At 67.1% G+C, this 16,414-nt stretch carries 16 protein-coding genes; 5 read left to right on the top strand and 11 right to left on the bottom strand.

Features of this window, described 5'->3' with window-relative positions; all coding sequences use genetic code 11:
• Positions 1 to 145: 145 nt before the first annotated feature.
• The 5 genes from V8324_RS11925 to betI all read right to left on the bottom strand — a co-directional run bounded on the left by V8324_RS11925 (position 146) and on the right by betI (position 5,032).
• Complete coding sequence (locus V8324_RS11925) at positions 146 to 388, bottom strand: YdcH family protein (RefSeq protein ID WP_336420156.1); 243 nt, start codon at positions 386 to 388, stop codon at positions 146 to 148.
• 106 nt (positions 389 to 494) lie between these two features.
• Positions 495 to 1,154: a thermonuclease family protein gene (locus tag V8324_RS11920; RefSeq protein ID WP_336420155.1), complete on the bottom strand. Its 660-nt coding sequence runs from the start codon at positions 1,152 to 1,154 to the stop codon at positions 495 to 497.
• A gap of 65 nt (positions 1,155 to 1,219) precedes the next feature.
• Complete coding sequence (betA, locus tag V8324_RS11915) at positions 1,220 to 2,875, bottom strand: choline dehydrogenase (protein WP_336420154.1); 1,656 nt, start codon at positions 2,873 to 2,875, stop codon at positions 1,220 to 1,222.
• A gap of 58 nt (positions 2,876 to 2,933) precedes the next feature.
• Positions 2,934 to 4,451 carry a choline-sulfatase gene (betC, locus tag V8324_RS11910; protein ID WP_336420153.1) on the bottom strand — a complete coding sequence of 506 codons (1,518 nt, stop codon included), beginning with the start codon at positions 4,449 to 4,451 and terminating at the stop codon, positions 2,934 to 2,936.
• Positions 4,448 to 5,032, bottom strand: coding sequence for a transcriptional regulator BetI (betI, locus tag V8324_RS11905; protein WP_336420152.1), 585 nt, complete (start codon positions 5,030 to 5,032; stop codon positions 4,448 to 4,450). Before betI ends, betC begins: the two co-directional genes overlap by 4 nt.
• A gap of 239 nt (positions 5,033 to 5,271) precedes the next feature.
• Here betI and V8324_RS11900 point away from each other — a divergent pair, with 239 nt between their 5' ends.
• Both V8324_RS11900 and V8324_RS11895 read left to right on the top strand, forming a co-directional pair.
• Entirely contained in the window at positions 5,272 to 6,840 is a 1,569-nt protein-coding gene (locus V8324_RS11900) for an ABC transporter substrate-binding protein (RefSeq protein ID WP_336420151.1), read from the top strand.
• 101 nt (positions 6,841 to 6,941) lie between these two features.
• Positions 6,942 to 7,868, top strand: a complete 927-nt coding sequence (locus V8324_RS11895; RefSeq protein ID WP_336420150.1) for a choline ABC transporter substrate-binding protein — start codon at positions 6,942 to 6,944, stop codon at positions 7,866 to 7,868.
• Between the two features lie 54 nt (positions 7,869 to 7,922).
• On the opposite strand, the gene V8324_RS11890 is transcribed toward V8324_RS11895, so the two are convergent.
• Positions 7,923 to 8,246, bottom strand: coding sequence for a hypothetical protein (locus V8324_RS11890; protein WP_336420149.1), 324 nt, complete (start codon positions 8,244 to 8,246; stop codon positions 7,923 to 7,925).
• Between the two features lie 126 nt (positions 8,247 to 8,372).
• Between V8324_RS11890 and choW the strand changes: the two genes are divergently transcribed.
• Together choW and choV are read left to right on the top strand one after the other, a co-directional pair.
• Entirely contained in the window at positions 8,373 to 9,209 is an 837-nt protein-coding gene (choW, locus tag V8324_RS11885; protein WP_336420148.1) for a choline ABC transporter permease subunit, read from the top strand.
• Positions 9,206 to 10,234, top strand: a complete 1,029-nt coding sequence (gene choV / locus V8324_RS11880) for a choline ABC transporter ATP-binding protein (RefSeq protein WP_336420147.1) — start codon at positions 9,206 to 9,208, stop codon at positions 10,232 to 10,234. Before choW ends, choV begins: the two co-directional genes overlap by 4 nt.
• 153 nt (positions 10,235 to 10,387) lie before the next feature.
• Here the strand turns inward: choV and V8324_RS11875 are convergent, their stop codons facing one another.
• The 5 genes from V8324_RS11875 to V8324_RS11855 all read right to left on the bottom strand — a co-directional run bounded on the left by V8324_RS11875 (position 10,388) and on the right by V8324_RS11855 (position 15,881).
• Positions 10,388 to 10,858 (bottom strand): Hsp20 family protein, encoded by a 471-nt coding sequence (locus tag V8324_RS11875; RefSeq protein ID WP_336420146.1) that lies wholly within the window; start codon positions 10,856 to 10,858, stop codon positions 10,388 to 10,390.
• Positions 10,859 to 11,000: 142 nt separating this feature from the next.
• Positions 11,001 to 11,789, bottom strand: a complete 789-nt coding sequence (locus V8324_RS11870; RefSeq protein WP_336420145.1) for a trypsin-like serine peptidase — start codon at positions 11,787 to 11,789, stop codon at positions 11,001 to 11,003.
• Positions 11,790 to 11,834: 45 nt separating this feature from the next.
• Positions 11,835 to 13,253: a glycolate oxidase subunit GlcF gene (gene glcF, locus V8324_RS11865; protein ID WP_336420144.1), complete on the bottom strand. Its 1,419-nt coding sequence runs from the start codon at positions 13,251 to 13,253 to the stop codon at positions 11,835 to 11,837.
• A complete protein-coding gene (gene glcE, locus V8324_RS11860) occupies positions 13,250 to 14,392 on the bottom strand; it encodes a glycolate oxidase subunit GlcE (RefSeq protein WP_336420143.1) in 1,143 nt (380 codons plus the stop codon). The genes glcF and glcE overlap by 4 nt, the downstream gene beginning before the upstream one ends.
• 52 nt (positions 14,393 to 14,444) lie before the next feature.
• Positions 14,445 to 15,881 (bottom strand): FAD-linked oxidase C-terminal domain-containing protein, encoded by a 1,437-nt coding sequence (locus tag V8324_RS11855; protein ID WP_336420142.1) that lies wholly within the window; start codon positions 15,879 to 15,881, stop codon positions 14,445 to 14,447.
• A 121-nt stretch (positions 15,882 to 16,002) separates the two neighbouring features.
• On the opposite strand from V8324_RS11855, the gene V8324_RS11850 reads away from it, so the two are divergent.
• Positions 16,003 to 16,413, top strand: a complete 411-nt coding sequence (locus V8324_RS11850) for a CopD family protein (protein WP_336420141.1) — start codon at positions 16,003 to 16,005, stop codon at positions 16,411 to 16,413.
• Position 16,414 lies beyond the last annotated feature (1 nt).

The following is a 16,414-nucleotide window of genomic DNA, read 5'->3' as shown; positions in this document are numbered from 1 at the left end:
GGCATGTCCTTGACGACTGAAAGCTCGCTCGCGGCGCATCCTCGCGCCGGACGGTGAGAGCTTGCGGTGGCACGTGGTCACGCATGGGGGATGCGGGTCCTCTGGCCGCATCCCGTCGGCGTCGCGTGATCCGACCCCCGGGCGGTTACGCCGAGGCGGTCAGCATGCGGTAGATCTCGTCCTTGAGATGGGCGCGTTTCTTGCGCATCTCGACTTCGGTCAATTCCTCGACCGGGTTGACCAGCGTTTCCGCGGTGTGGATCCGGCGGTTGAGGTCGTGATACTCGTCCGCGAGCTTGGCGAAATGCGCATCGGTCTGCTTCAACTCGCTGATCCGGTCGGCGAGGTCGGGGAATTCGTCATGCAGCTCGTGCGGGGTGTGGGACATCGGGTATTTCCTTTTTTGCCTATGTGTCATGTGCAGGCTAAAAGAGGGCGGCGCACGCGGCCTTGATCGTGATCAAGACCGCGACCGATCATGGTGCTGTCAAGGCCTAGCGCCGCGCGCGCCGCCAGCCCGCCGCGCGCGCCTCGGCCTCGGTGCAGAACCACCGCTCGCCCGCCGCGACGCGGATAGACGTGCGGGCGTAGAAGGCCTGGCCGGGCAGGTGATAGATGCGCGTGCCGGTGCGGCCGATATTGCCCTTGATCGCGCAGCCCGCATTGGCCGGTCCGGTCCGCGACGAGACCTGCGCGCGGCGATGATCCTCGGGCCGGGTCATGCGGTGCGCGTGCAGGCCGTGCCCGGCGCGCCGCGCCGCCGCCTCCTCGGGCGCGTAGGCCATGGAATACTTGCGATAGGCCAGTGCCAGCCCGTCGCGCACAAGCTGGCGCGCGAGGTCCTGCCCGGCAATGCCGCACCGCGCCACGGTCCTGCCGTAGCGATCCCGGTCCACGGTGTCACAGGTCACCCGGTGGCCGCTGATCCGGGCGCGAACCTTGCCCGCCACCCATGCGCCGCAATCCCAGCCGGTGCCGTCGGGGGCCGTGCAGATCTGCCCCAGTTCGGGCGCGTCCAGCCCGTGCAGGCGCACGCGGATGCCCCCGACATCCAGCGTGTCGCCATCCACGACCCGCGCCGTCCCGCCGAACTGTTGTGCGGAGACGAAAGCGGGCAGCAGGAGAAGTATGAACGACAGGTAAAATTTCGGCATGCCCCGTCCTGCGCGAGACGCCCGGGCACTTCAATACAGAACGTGAACAAAAGGTTAATGCAGGATTATCTCTGCGCTTGTTTCCAATCGGGATGCACCCACGGCGGGGCATTGTCGGCCGGCAGGCGGCGACCCAGCACGTGATCGGCGATCTTCTCGCCCGCCATGATCGAGGGCGCGTTGAGATTGCCGTTGGTGATCCGCGGGAAGATGCTCGAATCGGCCACGCGCAGCCCCTCGACGCCGATCACCCGGCCCTCGGCGTCGACCACCGCCTGTGCGTCGTCGGCGCGCCCCATCCTGCAGGTGCCGCAGGGGTGATAGGCGCTTTCGACATGCGCGCGGATGAAATCGTCGAGGGCGGCGTCGCTTTGCACGTCGGCGCCGGGCTGGATCTCGTGCCGGGTGAAGGGCGCGAAGGCGGGCTGACCGAGGATCTCGCGCGTCAGCCGGATGCAGCGCCGGAAATCGACCCAGTCGCTGTCCTCGCTCATGTAGTTGAAGCGGATCACCGGATCGTCCCCGGGATCGTTGCTGCGCAGGGTGACGGCGCCGCGCGAGGCGCTGCGCATCGGCCCGACATGCGCCTGGAAGCCGTGCCCGTCGGCCGAGGCCTTGCCATCGTAGCGCACGGCGATCGGCAGGAAGTGGAACTGGATGTCGGGATACTCCACGCCCGCCGCGGACCGGATGAAGCCGCAGCTTTCGAACTGGTTCGATGCGCCCGGCCCGCCGCGGCCCAGAAGCCAGCGCAGCCCGACCCAGGCCTTGCCCGGCAGGTTCCAGTATTTGTAAAGGCTGACCGGCTGGCTGGCCGCCATCTGGATGTAAAGCTCGAGATGGTCCTGCAGGTTGGCCCCCACGCCGGGACGGTCGGCGACGACCGCGATCCCGTGCTCGGCCAGATGCGCGGCGGGGCCGATCCCCGACAGCATCAAAAGCTTGGGCGAGTTGATCGTGGAGGCCGCGACGATCACCTCGGCGCGGGCGTGCACGACCTCGGTGCCGCCGCCGCGCGCGATCTCGACACCGGTGGCGCGGCCGTCCTCGATCACCACGCGGCGCACGAAGCCGCGCACCAGGTCGCACATCTCGTGCCTGAGCGCCGGGCGCAGATAGGCATTGGCCGCCGACCAGCGCCGGCCGTTGTGGACCGTCATCTCGAACGGGCCGAAGCCTTCCTGCTGGTGGCCGTTATAGTCGTCTGTCGCGGGGTAGCCGGCCTCGACGCCCGCCGCGATGAAGGCACGCACCAGCGGGTTGCGCATGCCCCCCCGGCCGACATGCAGCGGGCCGTCCTGCCCGCGCCACGCGGGATCGCCGCCATGCCCGCCATCGTGCCAGCATTCCATCCGCTTGAAATAGGGCAGCACGTCGGCGAACCCCCAGCCCTCGGCACCCTGATCGCGCCAGTGATCGAAATCGCGCGCGTGGCCGCGCACGTAGACCATGCCGTTGATGCTGCTCGAGCCGCCGATCACCTTGCCGCGCGGGCAGGCGAGGCGCCGCCCGCCGAGATGCGGCTCGGGCTCTGTCCGGTAGCCCCAGTCGTAGCGGCGCATGTTCATCGGGTAGCTCAGCGCGCCGGGCATCTGGATGAAGGGCCCGGCATCCGAGCCGCCATGCTCGATCACCAGCACCGAGTTGCCGGCCTCGGCCAGCCGGTAGGCCATGGCGCAGCCGGCGCTGCCGGCGCCGATGATGACGTAATCGGCCTCCATCAGCGTGGCCCCGTGTGGCCGGCGGCGGATTTCGAGTATTTCAGGAAAGGTGAAACCATCATTCGCCTCGCGGGAAACGCTGGTTTTCCTCGACCACGTTGAGATCCATGTGGTTGCGCATGTAGCGCTCGGACGCCTTTTGCAGCGGCTGGTAATCCCACGGGTAGTAGCCGCCCTTGCGCAGCGCCTCGTAGACGACAAGCCGGCGGGCCTGGCTTTCGCGAACCTGGGCGTCGAACGCGTCGAGATCCCAGCGGGTGTCGGCCTCGGCGCGAAGCCGCGCGCGCGTATCGGCATGCGCAGGGTCCTCGGCGAGGTTGGTCAGTTCGTTCGGATCGTTTTCCAGATCGAAGAGCTGGTCGGGGTCGAGCGCGCAGCGGGTGTATTTCCAGCGCCCGTCGCGCAGCGCGACCAGCGGCGCATAGCTGGCCTCGGCGGCGTATTCCATCGCCACCGGGGTGTCGCGCGCCCCGCCCTGCCCCAGCGGCACCAGCGACTGGCCCTCGACCCAGGGCATGACCTCGGACATGTCGGCACCGGCGAGATCGCAGAGCGTCGGGCAGACGTCGATGGTGCTGACCGGGTCGGTCACCAGGCCCGGCGCCATGCCCGGCGCCGAGATCATCAGCGGCACGCGGGCCGAGCCCTCGTAGAACGACATCTTGAACCACAGCCCGCGCTCGCCCAGCATGTCGCCGTGATCGGCCACGAAGAGGATGATCGTGTCCTCGACCTGCCGGGTGCCTTCCAGCGCCTCCATGACCTGGCCTACATGCGCGTCGATATAGGAGATATTGGCGAAATAGGCCCGGCGCGAGCGGCGGATATCCTCGTCGGTGATTTCAAATGAGCGCCAGTCATTGGCGTCGAAGATGCGCTGCGAGTGCGGGTCGTGATCGGCGTACTCCATCGCCGGGACCTGCGGCAGCAGATGCTCGCACCCCTCGTAGCGATCCCAGTATTTCTTCCGCGCCACGTAAGGATCATGGGTGTGGGTGAAGCTGACCGTCAGGCACCACGGCCGCGTGTCGTGCCCGCGCCCCAGGTCGTAGACCTTCTGCGCGCCGTGGAACGCGACCTCGTCGTCATATTCCATCTGGTTGGAGATCTCGGCGACACCCGCGCCGGTGACCGAGCCGAGATTGTGATACCACCAGTCGATCCGCTCGCCCGGTTTGCGGTAATCCGGCGTCCAGCCGAAATCGGCGGGGTAGATATCGGTCGTCAGGCGGTCCTCGAAGCCGTGCAGCTGATCGGGGCCGACGAAATGCATCTTGCCCGACAGGCAGGTCTGGTAGCCCGCGCGGCGCAGGTGGTGGGCATAGGTGGGGATGTCGGCGGAAAACTCGGCGGCATTGTCGTAGACGCGGCTGCGCGAGGGCAGCAGGCCGGACATGAAGCTGGCCCGCCCCGGCGCACAAAGCGGGCTGGCCGTGTAGGTGTTGGCGAAGCGGGTGGAGCGTTCGGCAAGCTTTGCCAGGTTCGGCGTGTGCAGCCAGTCGGCCGGGCCATCCTCGAACAGCGTTCCGGTCAGCTGGTCCACCATGAAGATCAGGAAGTTGGGCTTTTGCGTCATGGACTTTCTCCCGGCAGGCTGGTGTCAAGGTAATGCAGCAGCACGGCGATGGCGGTCTCGGGATCGATGCCGCCCTCGCCGAGCGCCTGGCGGATGTAGAGCCCGTCGATCATGGCGGCACAGCCGCGGGTCAGGGTGCGCGCCTGGCCCGCATCGATCCGGCGGATGGCGTGATGCAGGTTCGAGCGCAGCCGCCGCTGGTAGACGTGCAAAAGCCGCCGCGCCGCGTCCGATCGCTGCGCCTGCACGTAGAAGTTCATCCAGGCCGAGACCATTTCGGGACGGAACTGCGCGGGGGTGAAGCTGGCGCGGATGATCGCCTCGACCCGGTCGCGCGGGGTTTTCGCCATGACCAGCGCACCGCGTATCTCGGCCGCGTAAAGCGTCAGGATGTGCCGCATTGCGGCCACGAAGATCTGGTCCTTGGATCCGAAATAATGATGCGCCAGCGCCGAGGACATGCCGGCGCGGCGGGCGATCTGGGCGACCGTCACGTCCAGTGACCCGTGCGCGCCGATCTCGGAAATCGCGGCCTCCATCAGCGCCGCGCGCCGTATGGGCTGCATTCCGACCTTGGGCATGGTGGGCTCCGTCCTCGAACTTGCCGCACCGGCCTATTCGTGTTTAATTGACGCGTCAATCAAGAAAAATCGGGGGAACATGCCGCCTGAACCGATCCGTCACATGCCAAGACCGTTGTCATTCACGGCACCGTCATATTAGCGTAGTTCCATCACAACCGACCATGACGGCGGATCGAGGCCCCGGGCCCGATGCCGGAAACAAGGTCGGGATCAACATCACCAAGGGGAGACCAACGATGACCATTCTCAACACTGGCCGCATGCACACTGGCCGCATGAACCGCCGCGGCTTCATGGCGACCTCGGCGGGGGCGGCCCTTGCCGCCGGCCTGCCCCTGCAAGCCCGCGCCGAGCCCAAGCGCGGCGGCCATCTGCGCGCCGCGATCGGGCACGGCGCGACCACCGACACGCTGAACCCCGGCACCTACGAGAACAGCTTCACCACCTCGCTGTCGTTCACCATCCACGGCCATCTGACCGAGGTCGCGCAGGACGGATCGCTGCGCGCGGAAGTGGCCGAAAGCTGGGAAGCCTCGCCCGACGCCAAGGTGTGGCGCGTCAAGATCCGCAACGACATCACCTTCCATTCCGGCAAGGCGCTGGAACTGGCCGACGTCGTCAACTCGATCAACTTCCACCGCGGCGAGAACAGCACCTCGGCCGCCGGTCCCATCGTCGCCCCGATCCAGGAAATCACCACCGAGGGCGACGACACCGTGGTGTTCACCCTCGACGGCGGCAACGCCGACTTTCCGTTCATCCTGGCCGATTACCACCTGTGCATCTGCCCCGCCGACGGCGACAGCATCGACTGGCAATCCGGCGATGGCCTCGGCAGCTACGTGCTGAAGGACTTCAACCCCGGCGTCTCGTATTCGGTCGAGCGGCGCGAGGACATGTGGCGCGACGGCGTGGGGTGGTTCGACAGCGCCGAAATCATCGCGATCGTCGATCAGAACGCCCGCACCACCGCGCTGGTGTCGGGCGACGTGCAGGTGGCCGACCGGCTGGACCTGAAGACCGTCAACCTGTTGGAGCGCCGCCCCAACATCCAGGTGAACGCCGTCGCCGGCACCCAGCACTACACCTTCGCCATGGACACCCGCGAGGCGCCCTATACCGACAACAACGTCCGCATGGCGCTGAAATACGGCATCGACCGGCAGGAGATGGTCGACAAGATTCTCTTCGGCTACGGGTCCGTCGGCAACGATCACCCGATCGGCCCCAACCAGCGGTTCTTCAACGAGGAACTGGAGCAGAAGACCTACGATCCCGACAAGGCCAGGTATCACCTCAAGCAGGCCGGCCTCGACAGCGTCGACGTCACCCTGTCGGCGGCCGAGGCGGCCTTCGTCGGCGCGGTCGACGCGGCGGTCCTCTACCAGAGCACGGCCGCCAAGGCGGGCATCAACCTGACGCCCTCGCGAGAGCCCAATGACGGCTACTGGTCCGATGTCTGGATGAAGAAGGACTTCTGCGCCGTCTACTGGTCGGGCCGCGTGGTCGAGGACCAGATGTTCTCGACCGCCTATCAGTGCGGCGCGTCGTGGAACGACAGCTTCTGGTGCAACGAACGCTTCGGCGAGTTGCTGGTCAAGGCCCGCTCCGAGCTCGACGAGGACAAGCGCCGCGAGATGTATTACGAGATGCAGGCGCTGGTCTCGAACCAGGGCGGCGTGGTCGTGCCGATGTTCGCCAACTGGGTGTTCGGCAACTCCACCGACATCGCCCATACCGAGGAGATGAGCTCGAACTGGGACGTGGACGGCATGCGCTTTGTCGAGCGGTGGTGGATGGCCTGACCGCCCCACCCCTTGCGAAATCCCGCGGGGCCCGGAGGCATCTTCCGGGCCCTCCGCCAAACGGGCCGCGCGCCCGACATTCCGATAACGGGAGAACCATGATGACCCTCTTCAAGACCCACCTTGCGGCGCTCGCCGTCGCGGTCGCCGCCGGGCCGGCCTTTGCCAATTGCGAGACGGTGACGTTCTCCGATGTCGGCTGGACCGACATCACCGCGACCACCGCCACCACCACCGTCGTGCTCGAGGCGCTCGGCTATGACACCGAGACCAAGATCCTCGCCGTGCCGGTCACCTACCAGTCGCTCGCCGCCGGTGACATCGACGTGTTCCTCGGCAACTGGATGCCCACCATGGAGGGCGACATCGCCCCCTACCGCGAGGCCGGCACCGTCGACACCGTGCGCGCCAATCTCGAGGGCGCGAAATACACGCTGGCGACCAATGCCGTGGGGGCCGATCTCGGCATCACCTCGTTCGGCGACATCGCCGATCACGCCGAGGCACTGGACGAGACGATTTACGGCATCGAGCCGGGCAATGACGGCAACCGCCTGATCCTCGAGATGATCGAGTCGGACGCATTCGGCCTGTCGGGGTTCGAGCTCAAGGAAAGTTCCGAACAGGGGATGCTCGCGCAGGTCAGCCGCGCCAGTCGCCGCGACGAGCCGATCGTCTTTCTCGGCTGGGAGCCGCACCCGATGAACGCCAATCATGACCTCACCTACCTGACCGGCGGCGATGACTGGTTCGGCCCGGACCTCGGCGGCGCCACGGTCTATACCAACACCCGCGCGGGCTATGTCGAGGAATGCCCGAACGTGGGTCAGTTCCTGCAGAACCTGCACTTCACGCTGGCCATGGAAAACGAGATCATGGGCAAGATCCTCGACGACGGCGCCGATCCCGAAGACGCCGCGACCGATTGGCTGACCGCCAATCCCGATGCGATCACGCCATGGCTGGAAGGCGTGACGACCCGCGACGGCGGCGACGCCATGGCGGCGGTCGAGAGTGCGTTGGATTGACAAGGTTTCGTTGCGCGTCAAGGAGTTCTCATTGTCGCGCAACGAGAAAATCCGTCAACCGCTAGATCTTTCGTTTAAAGCGTGAACGGTAGCCTTTCCCAACATATTATGAAGAATTTCTACAGCTTCGAGTGGGTTTTCTTCTATGAGCTTTTCAAAATATCTCTTTACTTCTGAACGATCGAGGGAAACCTCTACGAGAAAATCTCCAGTCAATCCTAAATTGCTTGCTTTTTGAAGGGAAACAAACTTTCCATGTTTCGTTGTAAACGTTGCCACCTTTTTCACCTCAAATTCTTTCCCTTTGTTTTGGACCGGCTCAAGGAGGTGTCTGTGCTGTTTGGTTTCTCGGCTCCAACCTCTAAATGTTAGTTGCATGACGTTCCTAATTGATGATTCTCGCATGGTGGGTGAACCTCATAGTATGGATACGGATAAAAACGCCCGCAAATGTCTGTCAATGGCATTTTTACAAATAACGATGCGAATTGTGAGGGCAAATTGATGGACTGGCTGAGCGAGCACAAGATCCCCGTGGGCGACTGGGCCGAGACGTTCTTTCTGTGGCTGCAGGAGAATGCCGCCGGGTTCTTCGACGCGCTGTCTCTGATGATGGAATGGCTGATCGACACCTTCCTCTGGGTGCTGCAGACACCGCATCCGCTGGTCATCGTCGCGGTCTTCGTCGCCCTGACCTGGGCGTTGCAACGCAACTGGAAGACGTGCCTGCTGATCGGGCTGGGGTTTCTCTTCATCCTCAACCAGGATTACTGGGAGGAGACCACCGAAAGCCTGACGCTGGTGCTGTCGTCGTGCATCTTCTGCATGGCGCTCGGCGTGCCCATCGGGATCGCCGCCGCGCACCGCCCGCGGCTTTACGACGGCATGCGTCCGGTGCTCGACCTGATGCAGACCCTGCCGCCCTTCGTCTATCTGATCCCGGCAATCGTGTTCTTCGGCATCGGCATGGTGCCGGGGCTGATCGCCACGGTGATCTTCGTGGTCCCCGCGCCGATCCGGCTGACGCATCTGGGGATCTCGACCACGCCGCAGCCGCTGCTGGAGGCCGCGCAGGCCTTCGGATCCACGGGCCGGCAGACGCTGTGGAAGGTGGAACTGCCCTATGCGCTGCCGCAGATCATGGCCGGGCTGAACCAGACCATCATGCTGTCGCTGTCGATGGTGGTGATCGGCGCGCTGGTGGGCGCCGACGGGCTGGGCGTTCCGGTGCTGCGGGCGATCAACACCGTCAACATCGCGCTCGGGTTCGAGTCCGGGCTGATGATCGTCGTGGTGGCCATCGTGCTCGACCGGATGCTGCGCATGAAGGATCGCGAATGACCGAGGTCGCTGTCCGCTTCGACAAGGTCTCGATCGTGTTCGGCGATGCGCCACAGACGGCGCTGCCGCTGATGGATGCCGGGCAGTCGCGCTCGCAGATCCAAGCGGACACCGGCCAGGTGCTCGGGGTGCATGATTGCGACCTCGCCGTCGCCCCGGGCGAGATCGTCGTGCTGATGGGGCTGTCGGGATCGGGCAAGTCCACGCTGCTGCGCGCGGTCAACGGCCTGAACCCCGTCACCCGCGGGACGGTCGAGGTGTATGACGGCACCGACATGGTCGATGTGACCCATGCCGATCCGTCGACGCTGCGCCGCCTGCGCCAGCAGCATATCGCGATGGTGTTCCAGCAATTCGGCCTGCTGCCCTGGCGCACGGTCGCCCAGAATGTCGGCCTCGGCCTCGAGCTTGCCCGCGTGCCCAAGGCGGATCGTGCGCGGCGCGTCGCCGATCAGCTGGCCCTTGTCAGCCTGTCGGACTGGGCCGACCGAAAGGTGGGCGAGCTTTCGGGCGGCATGCAGCAGCGCGTCGGTCTTGCCCGCGCCTTCGCCACCGACGCGCCGATCCTCTTGATGGACGAGCCGTTCTCGGCGCTCGACCCGCTGATCCGCAACCACCTTCAGGACGAATTGCTGGATCTGCAGGCCTCGCTGGGCCGCACGATCATCTTCGTCAGTCACGACCTCGACGAGGCGTTCAAGCTGGGCCGCCGCATCGCCATCATGGAGGGCGGGCGCATCGTGCAATGCGGCACCCCGCAAGAGATCTTCACCAACCCCGCGACCGGTTACGTGGCGGAATTCGTGGCGCACATGAACCCGCTCGGGGTGCTCTGTGCGCGCGACGTGATGGAACCGGCGACCGGCACGCCCGAGGTCACGGTGCCGCCCGACGCCTCGATCCAGGCGGTGATGGAAAAGGTACGAGGACACGACGCGCCGCTCGGCGTGGCCCGCAACGGCGAGATCCTCGGCCAGATCACGCGCGACGGGGTCCTTGCCAAACTGCTCGACCCGCGCGGCTGAGGCTTGACCCGCGCGGCTGCCGGGCGCAAACGGCGCCGCCCGCGCCGGGATGGTCGCAACAGGCGACAGGCGGGCACCGGACCGAACGCCCTGCGAAACGCCCGGCCGGCGCGAGGGCCGCCCGGGCGCGTGTCATCGGACTTTCGGACGTGGTCAGTTCACCTTCTCGGCGTCCACGACATCCTTGTGGATCGACGGCGCATCCCGCGAGATGGTGATCTGCCGCGGCTTCAGTGCCTCGGGGATCTCGCGCTCGAGGTCGATATGCAGCATGCCGTCGGCATGCGCCGCCCCGGTCACGCGCACATGATCGGCCAGCTGGAAGCGCCGCTCGAACGCGCGGGTGGCGATGCCGCGATGCAGGTAGCTGCGGTTCTCGTCATCGCCGGATTTGCGGGCCGAGACCACAAGCGCGCCGTCCTTGACCTCGACACTCAGGTCGTCGGCGGAAAAGCCCGCGACGGCGATCGAGATGCGGTAGGTGTCGTCGGCGGTCTTCTCGATGTTGTAGGGCGGGTAGGTCGGCTGCGCCATGTCGCTGGCCATCACCCGGTCCAGCAGGTCGGCCACCTGGTCGAAGCCCACGGTCGCACGGTAAAGCGGTGCAAGATCGAAGTTACGCATAAGTCATCCTCCTTTGAGCGATACTTTTCAAGGCCGGCCTTCCCACGCGGGACAGACCGGGTATGCGCGGCCCGCATGGCGGCGCCGCAGCGATAGAGAGATGGGAAGCGGCAAACCCCCTGTCAAGAGGGTGACGCAACGCTCAGGGCCGGGTTTGCGCGGCCCCGGTGACACGCCGCAGCACCGGGCGCGCGACCATCCCCGGCCCGGCCTCGATGGCGGCGCGCAACATCCGCAGCGGCCCCGCCAGCGGCATCCCCAGCGACACCTTGCGCCCCTCGACCTCGGCCATCGCCGAGATCACCGACACGATCCGCGGCCCGCCGTGGCCAAGCGTGAAGACCGGCGCGCCGCTGGCCCCGAAATCGACGTCGCAGGACATCACCAGCATCCCCTCCTGCCGGGCCAGAACGCGGCAGGCATTCTGAAGCGACGGCGCCTCGGCGCGGCCGCGCGCGTAGCTGACGACGCCGATCCTGTCGCCCGCGCGGGGGGCGGCCCCGGTGGCAAAGATCTGCCCGCCCGGCATGTCGATTCCCCGCGCCAGTTCCAGCAGCGCCACGTCATGGCGCACCCGCAGCGCCGAGGCACCGGCATCGAAGACATAGTCGGGATGCGCCACCGCGCGCGCCACGCGGGCCTCGGCCACCGCGCGCCCGTCGCGCAGCCCGGCGCGGAACGCGATGCGCCCCGGATCGAGGCGCATCCCCGTCTCGCGGTCGTAAAGGCAATGCGCGGCGGTCACCACGAGGTCGGGCGCCACCAGCGTGCCGGTGCAGAACCCCCGGCCCGCCAGTTCCAGCCGGCCCACCGCCTGCCAGTGCCGGGCGGTCGCCGCGATGTCGAGCCGCTGGAAATGGCCCTCCTGCGCGCGCGGGGCCTCGACCGCCACGGCGCACAGGAACAAAAGACCGAGGACGAGACGCCGCATGCAACCTCCGCGCACGGGGAAATGGTTAACGCAACCATGCCCCGTTCAGCGCAGGACGGGAACCCCCGAATCCGCCGCCGCGGCCATCGCCGGCGGTTTCGGCCCGGCTTGATCCATTGCGGGTGGCTTGGGGCCGCCGGTGGCCCAGTCGAGCAATTCGACCGTGTGCACCACCGGCACACCGGTGCCCGAGCCGATCTGCATCATGCAGCCGATATTGCCGGCGGCGATCACGTCCGGGCTCTTGGCTTCCAGCGTGCGGATCTTGCGCTCTTTCAGTTGCCCGGCGATCTTGGGCTGCATCAGGTTGTAGGTGCCCGCCGACCCGCAGCAGAGATGGCTGTCGGCCGGCTCCACCACCCGGAACCCGGCGCTCTTCAGCAGCGACTTGGGGTGCGTCTTGATCTGCTGGCCGTGCTGCAAGGAACAGGCGGCGTGATAGGCGACGGTAGGCGGCCCGGACCCCTCGGGCCGCGTCGTGCCGATCCGGTCGCTGCCGGCGATCCGGTCCCGTGCCGCGTTGACGCTGAACGCCTCCGCACCCTCGGGAAGAATCTCCGCGAGCACCTCGCTCACGTCCATCGTGATCGCGCTGACGCGCGCGGCGTCCTCGGCCAGCGGCTCCAGCCGGAACATGTGCCCGTAATCCTTTACGGTGGTGCCACAACCGGAGGTGTTGATCACCACCGCGTCCAGCCCCTCGCCATCCATCTCGCGCACCCAGGCGGCGATGTTCTTCGCGGCGCTCGCGTGGCTCTCCTCGGCCTTGCCCATGTGATGCGTCAGCGCCCCGCAACAGCCGGCGCCTTTCGCCACCACCACCTCGCAGCCCAGCCGCGTCAGCAGCCGGATCGTGGCATCGTTGATATCGGTGTTGAGGGCGCGCTGCGCGCAGCCGGTCATCAGCGCCACGCGCTTGACGCGCGCGCCTTGCGCCGGAAAGACCTGCGGCGCGTCGTTGCGGCTGACCGGCGGGATGCGCTTCGGCGCCATGTCCAGCATCGCGCGCAGCCGCGGATCGGGCATCAGCCGCTTGAACGGCCGGCCGATCTTCGCCGCGCGCAGCGCCAGCCGGAAGCGCCCCGGATAGGGCAGGATCCGTGCCAGAACCCAGCGCAGCGCACGGTCGGTCATCGGCCTGCGGTAGCGTTCCTCGATATACTCGCGCGCCTGATCCACCAGATGCATGTAATGCACGCCCGACGGGCAGGTGGTCATGCAGGCCAGGCACGAAAGGCAGCGATCGATATGCAGAACCGTCTTTTCATCCGGATCGCGGTCGTTCTCCAGCATGTCCTTGATCAGGTAGATACGGCCGCGGGGACTGTCCAGCTCGTCGCCCAGCACCTGGTAGGTCGGACAGGTCGCGGTGCAGAAACCGCAATGCACGCAGGATCGCAGGATCTCGTTGGCGCGCGCGATCTTGGGATCGGCCAGTTGCTCGGCCGTGAACTCGGTCTTCATGCGCTCTCCATCCGGGCCATCAGCCCGGGGTTGAGGATTCCCCTCGGGTCGAATTTCTGTTTCAGCCCGTCCTGCAAGGCGGCCACCGGCGCGGGCAGCGGGCCGAAGGCGGCGCGGTCGCGGTCGCCCCGCACCCGCAGCGCGTGCCCGCCACGTTCGGCCGTGGCGGCGTGGATCTCGGCCGCGCCCGTGCCGCAGCCCTCGGGCACCAGCAGCCAGACCAGCCCCCCGCCCCAGTCATACAGCGCCTGCGTGCCGGGCAGTTCGGCCACCAGACCGGGCGCGTCGGTGGGTTTCACCGAGATCCGCCAGACCTCGCCGGGACTGTCGTGAAAGACAGCGACATCGCGCACATCGCGCCAAAGATCGGCGACCCGCACCGGATCGGTCTCGAGCTTGGCGGCGCCGAACCCGGACAATTCCGCCTGCAACCGCTCGGCGCGGTAGGCGACCGACGCCTCGGACCCCTCCAGCCGCATCAGCGTCACGGGCCCGTCACCGTGGCTCGGCAGATGCGCGGCCCCCGTCACCTCGAAGGGCGTGCCCAGCGCACGGCACAGCGCGCGCACGGCCGCGTCGTCGTCCAGCCCTTCGATCCGCAGCACCCCGGCGCAGCCCGGCGCGGGCAGCACCTTCAGCGCCACCTCGGTCAGCACGCCCAGCGTGCCATAGCTGCCGGCCAACAGCTTCACCAGGTCGTAACCGGTGACGTTCTTCATCACCCGCCCGCCATTGGCGATGATGCGCCCCTGCCCGTCGACCAGCCGCACGCCCAGCAGGAAATCGCGGCACGCGCCCGCCTGGATGCGCCGCGGCCCGCTGACATTGGCGGCGACCGCGCCGCCCAGCGTCGGGGACCCGTCCGTGCCCAGCAGGCCGCGATGATCCATCGGCTCGAAGGCCAGCCGCTGACCCACGGCCTCCAGCGCCGCCTCGATCTCGGCGATCGGAGTGCCCGCACCGGCCACCAGCGTCAGGGCGCCCGGCTCGTACAGCCGGATCCCCGACAGCCCCGCGGTGCTCAACGCCGCGCCATTGCAGGCCCGCCCGATGGGCCGCGTCCCGCCGCCCGCGATGCGCAAGGGGCCGTCGGCCTCCTTGATGATCGCGGCAAGCTCGTCTTCGGTCGTCGGTGTCATGCTGTTTCTTCCGGCCAAAGGTGTCTTGGGCGCGCCCCCGGGACGTCACGTGTCACGCCACGCGACGCCGGCTGTCGGAGGCGTCGAGCGGAAAGACCTTGGCCGGGTTCAGCAGCCATTTCGGGTCGAACACGTCCTTCACGTCCATCTGCGCCGACAGGTCGTCGGGCCTGTATTGATGCGCCATCAGGTCGCGCTTCTCGATGCCAACGCCATGCTCGCCGGTCAGGCAGCCGCCGACCTCGACGCACAGCTTCAGGATCTCGGCCCCGAACGCCTCGCACAGCTCCAGATCGCCGGGCTTGTTGGCATCGTAAAGGATCAGCGGATGCATGTTGCCGTCGCCGGCATGGAACACGTTGGCCACGCCCAGCCCGAACTCTTCGGACATCTCGCCGATCCGGCGCAGCACGTAGGGCAGTTGCGCGATCGGGATCGTCCCGTCGAGGCACATGTAATCGCCAAGCTGCCCCATCGCGCCGAAGGCCGACTTGCGGCCCTTCCAGATCGCGGCGCTCTCGGCGGCCGACCGGCTCTGGCGCAGGGCGACCGGGTCGTGCTGCTGCGCGATGCCCTCGATCAGGCCCAGCTGCTCGTCGATCTCCGCGTCCGATCCCTCGACCTCGACGATCAGAAGCGCCTCGCAGTCAGGGTATCCCGCCTGCGCGAAATCCTCGGTGGCGCGGATGCAGGGGCGGTCCATGAACTCGATCGCCACCGGCAGCACGCCGGCCTTGATGATGTCGCTCACGCAGGCCCCCGCCACCTCGCTGCTGTCGAACCCGATCAGGACGGGGCGCGCGCCCTCGGGCTTGGGCAGGATGCGCAAGCTGGCCTCGGTCACCACGCCAAGCTGGCCCTCGGATCCGCAGACCAGCCCCAGCAGGTCGTAGCCCGCGGCGTCCAGGTGCGACCCGCCCAGCTCCATCACCGTGCCGTCCATCTGCACCAGCGTGACCCCCAGCAGGTTGTTGGTGGTCACCCCGTATTTCAGGCAATGCGCCCCGCCGGAATTCATCGCGATATTGCCGGCGATGGCGCAGGCCAGCTGGCTCGACGGGTCGGGCGCGTAAAAGAAGCCGTCCTCCTCGACCGCGCCGGTCACGCTCAGGTTGGTGCGCCCGGTCTGCACGCGGATCACGCGGTTGTCGTAATCGGTCTCGAGGACCTCGGCCATCCGCGCCACGCCCAGGATCACGCTGTCGGCGGTGGGCAGCGCCCCGCCGGCGAGCGAGGTTCCGGCACCGCGCGGCACCACCGGCACGCCCATCTCGTGGCAGATCGCCAGCGCCGCGCTGACCTCCTGCGTCGACCCCGGCAGGATCACGGCCATGGGCGGGCACTTATAGGCCGACAGCCCGTCGCATTCATAGGCGCGCGTCTCGGCCACGTCGTCGATCACCGCCTGCTCGGGCAGCACGGCGCGCAACCGCGCCACCAAAGCTGCCTTGCGCGACAGGATGGCGTCGTCGGGGATGGGCATCTGCATGGCGGTCTCCTCCTGCAATTGGTCATATCATATAACCAATTCGCGGCTATTGCGACTCATTTCTCTACGGCGTCACCCGGTCACACTTGCATGCCCCACCCCGCTGGGGCAAACGCCGCGCATGGACTGGGTCAAGATCATACATCTTCTGGCGGTGATGGGCTGGGTCACGTCGATCTTCGCGGTGCCGCGCGCGCTGATCTACTGGCACCGCGAATGGGACCGGCTGGGCGACTTCGGTCCGCTGGGCGATCTCACCATCCGGCTTTACCGCTTCTCGCTGGGGCTCGGGGTGATCGGCGTCGCGACCGGGCTGGTGCTCGCGCATTGGTGGGGCTGGCCGGCCTGGACCCATCTCAAGACAGCCCTCGTGCTGGCGCTGGCGGCGCATTACGGCTGGACCGGGCGGCTGGTGCTGCGCGCCCGGAAGGGCACCTTCACCGAAAGCGACCGCTATCTGCGGATCTTCAACGAGATCAGCGTCCTCGGCGTGATCGCGGTCCTCTGGGCCGTCGTCGTCAAGCCGTTCTGAG

This window comes from Roseovarius sp. D22-M7 (genome assembly GCF_037083785.1).
Classification (GTDB): domain Bacteria; phylum Pseudomonadota; class Alphaproteobacteria; order Rhodobacterales; family Rhodobacteraceae; genus Roseovarius.
The sequence above is the reverse complement of the archived record's forward strand: the minus strand, read 5'-3'. Positions and strand labels throughout refer to the sequence as shown.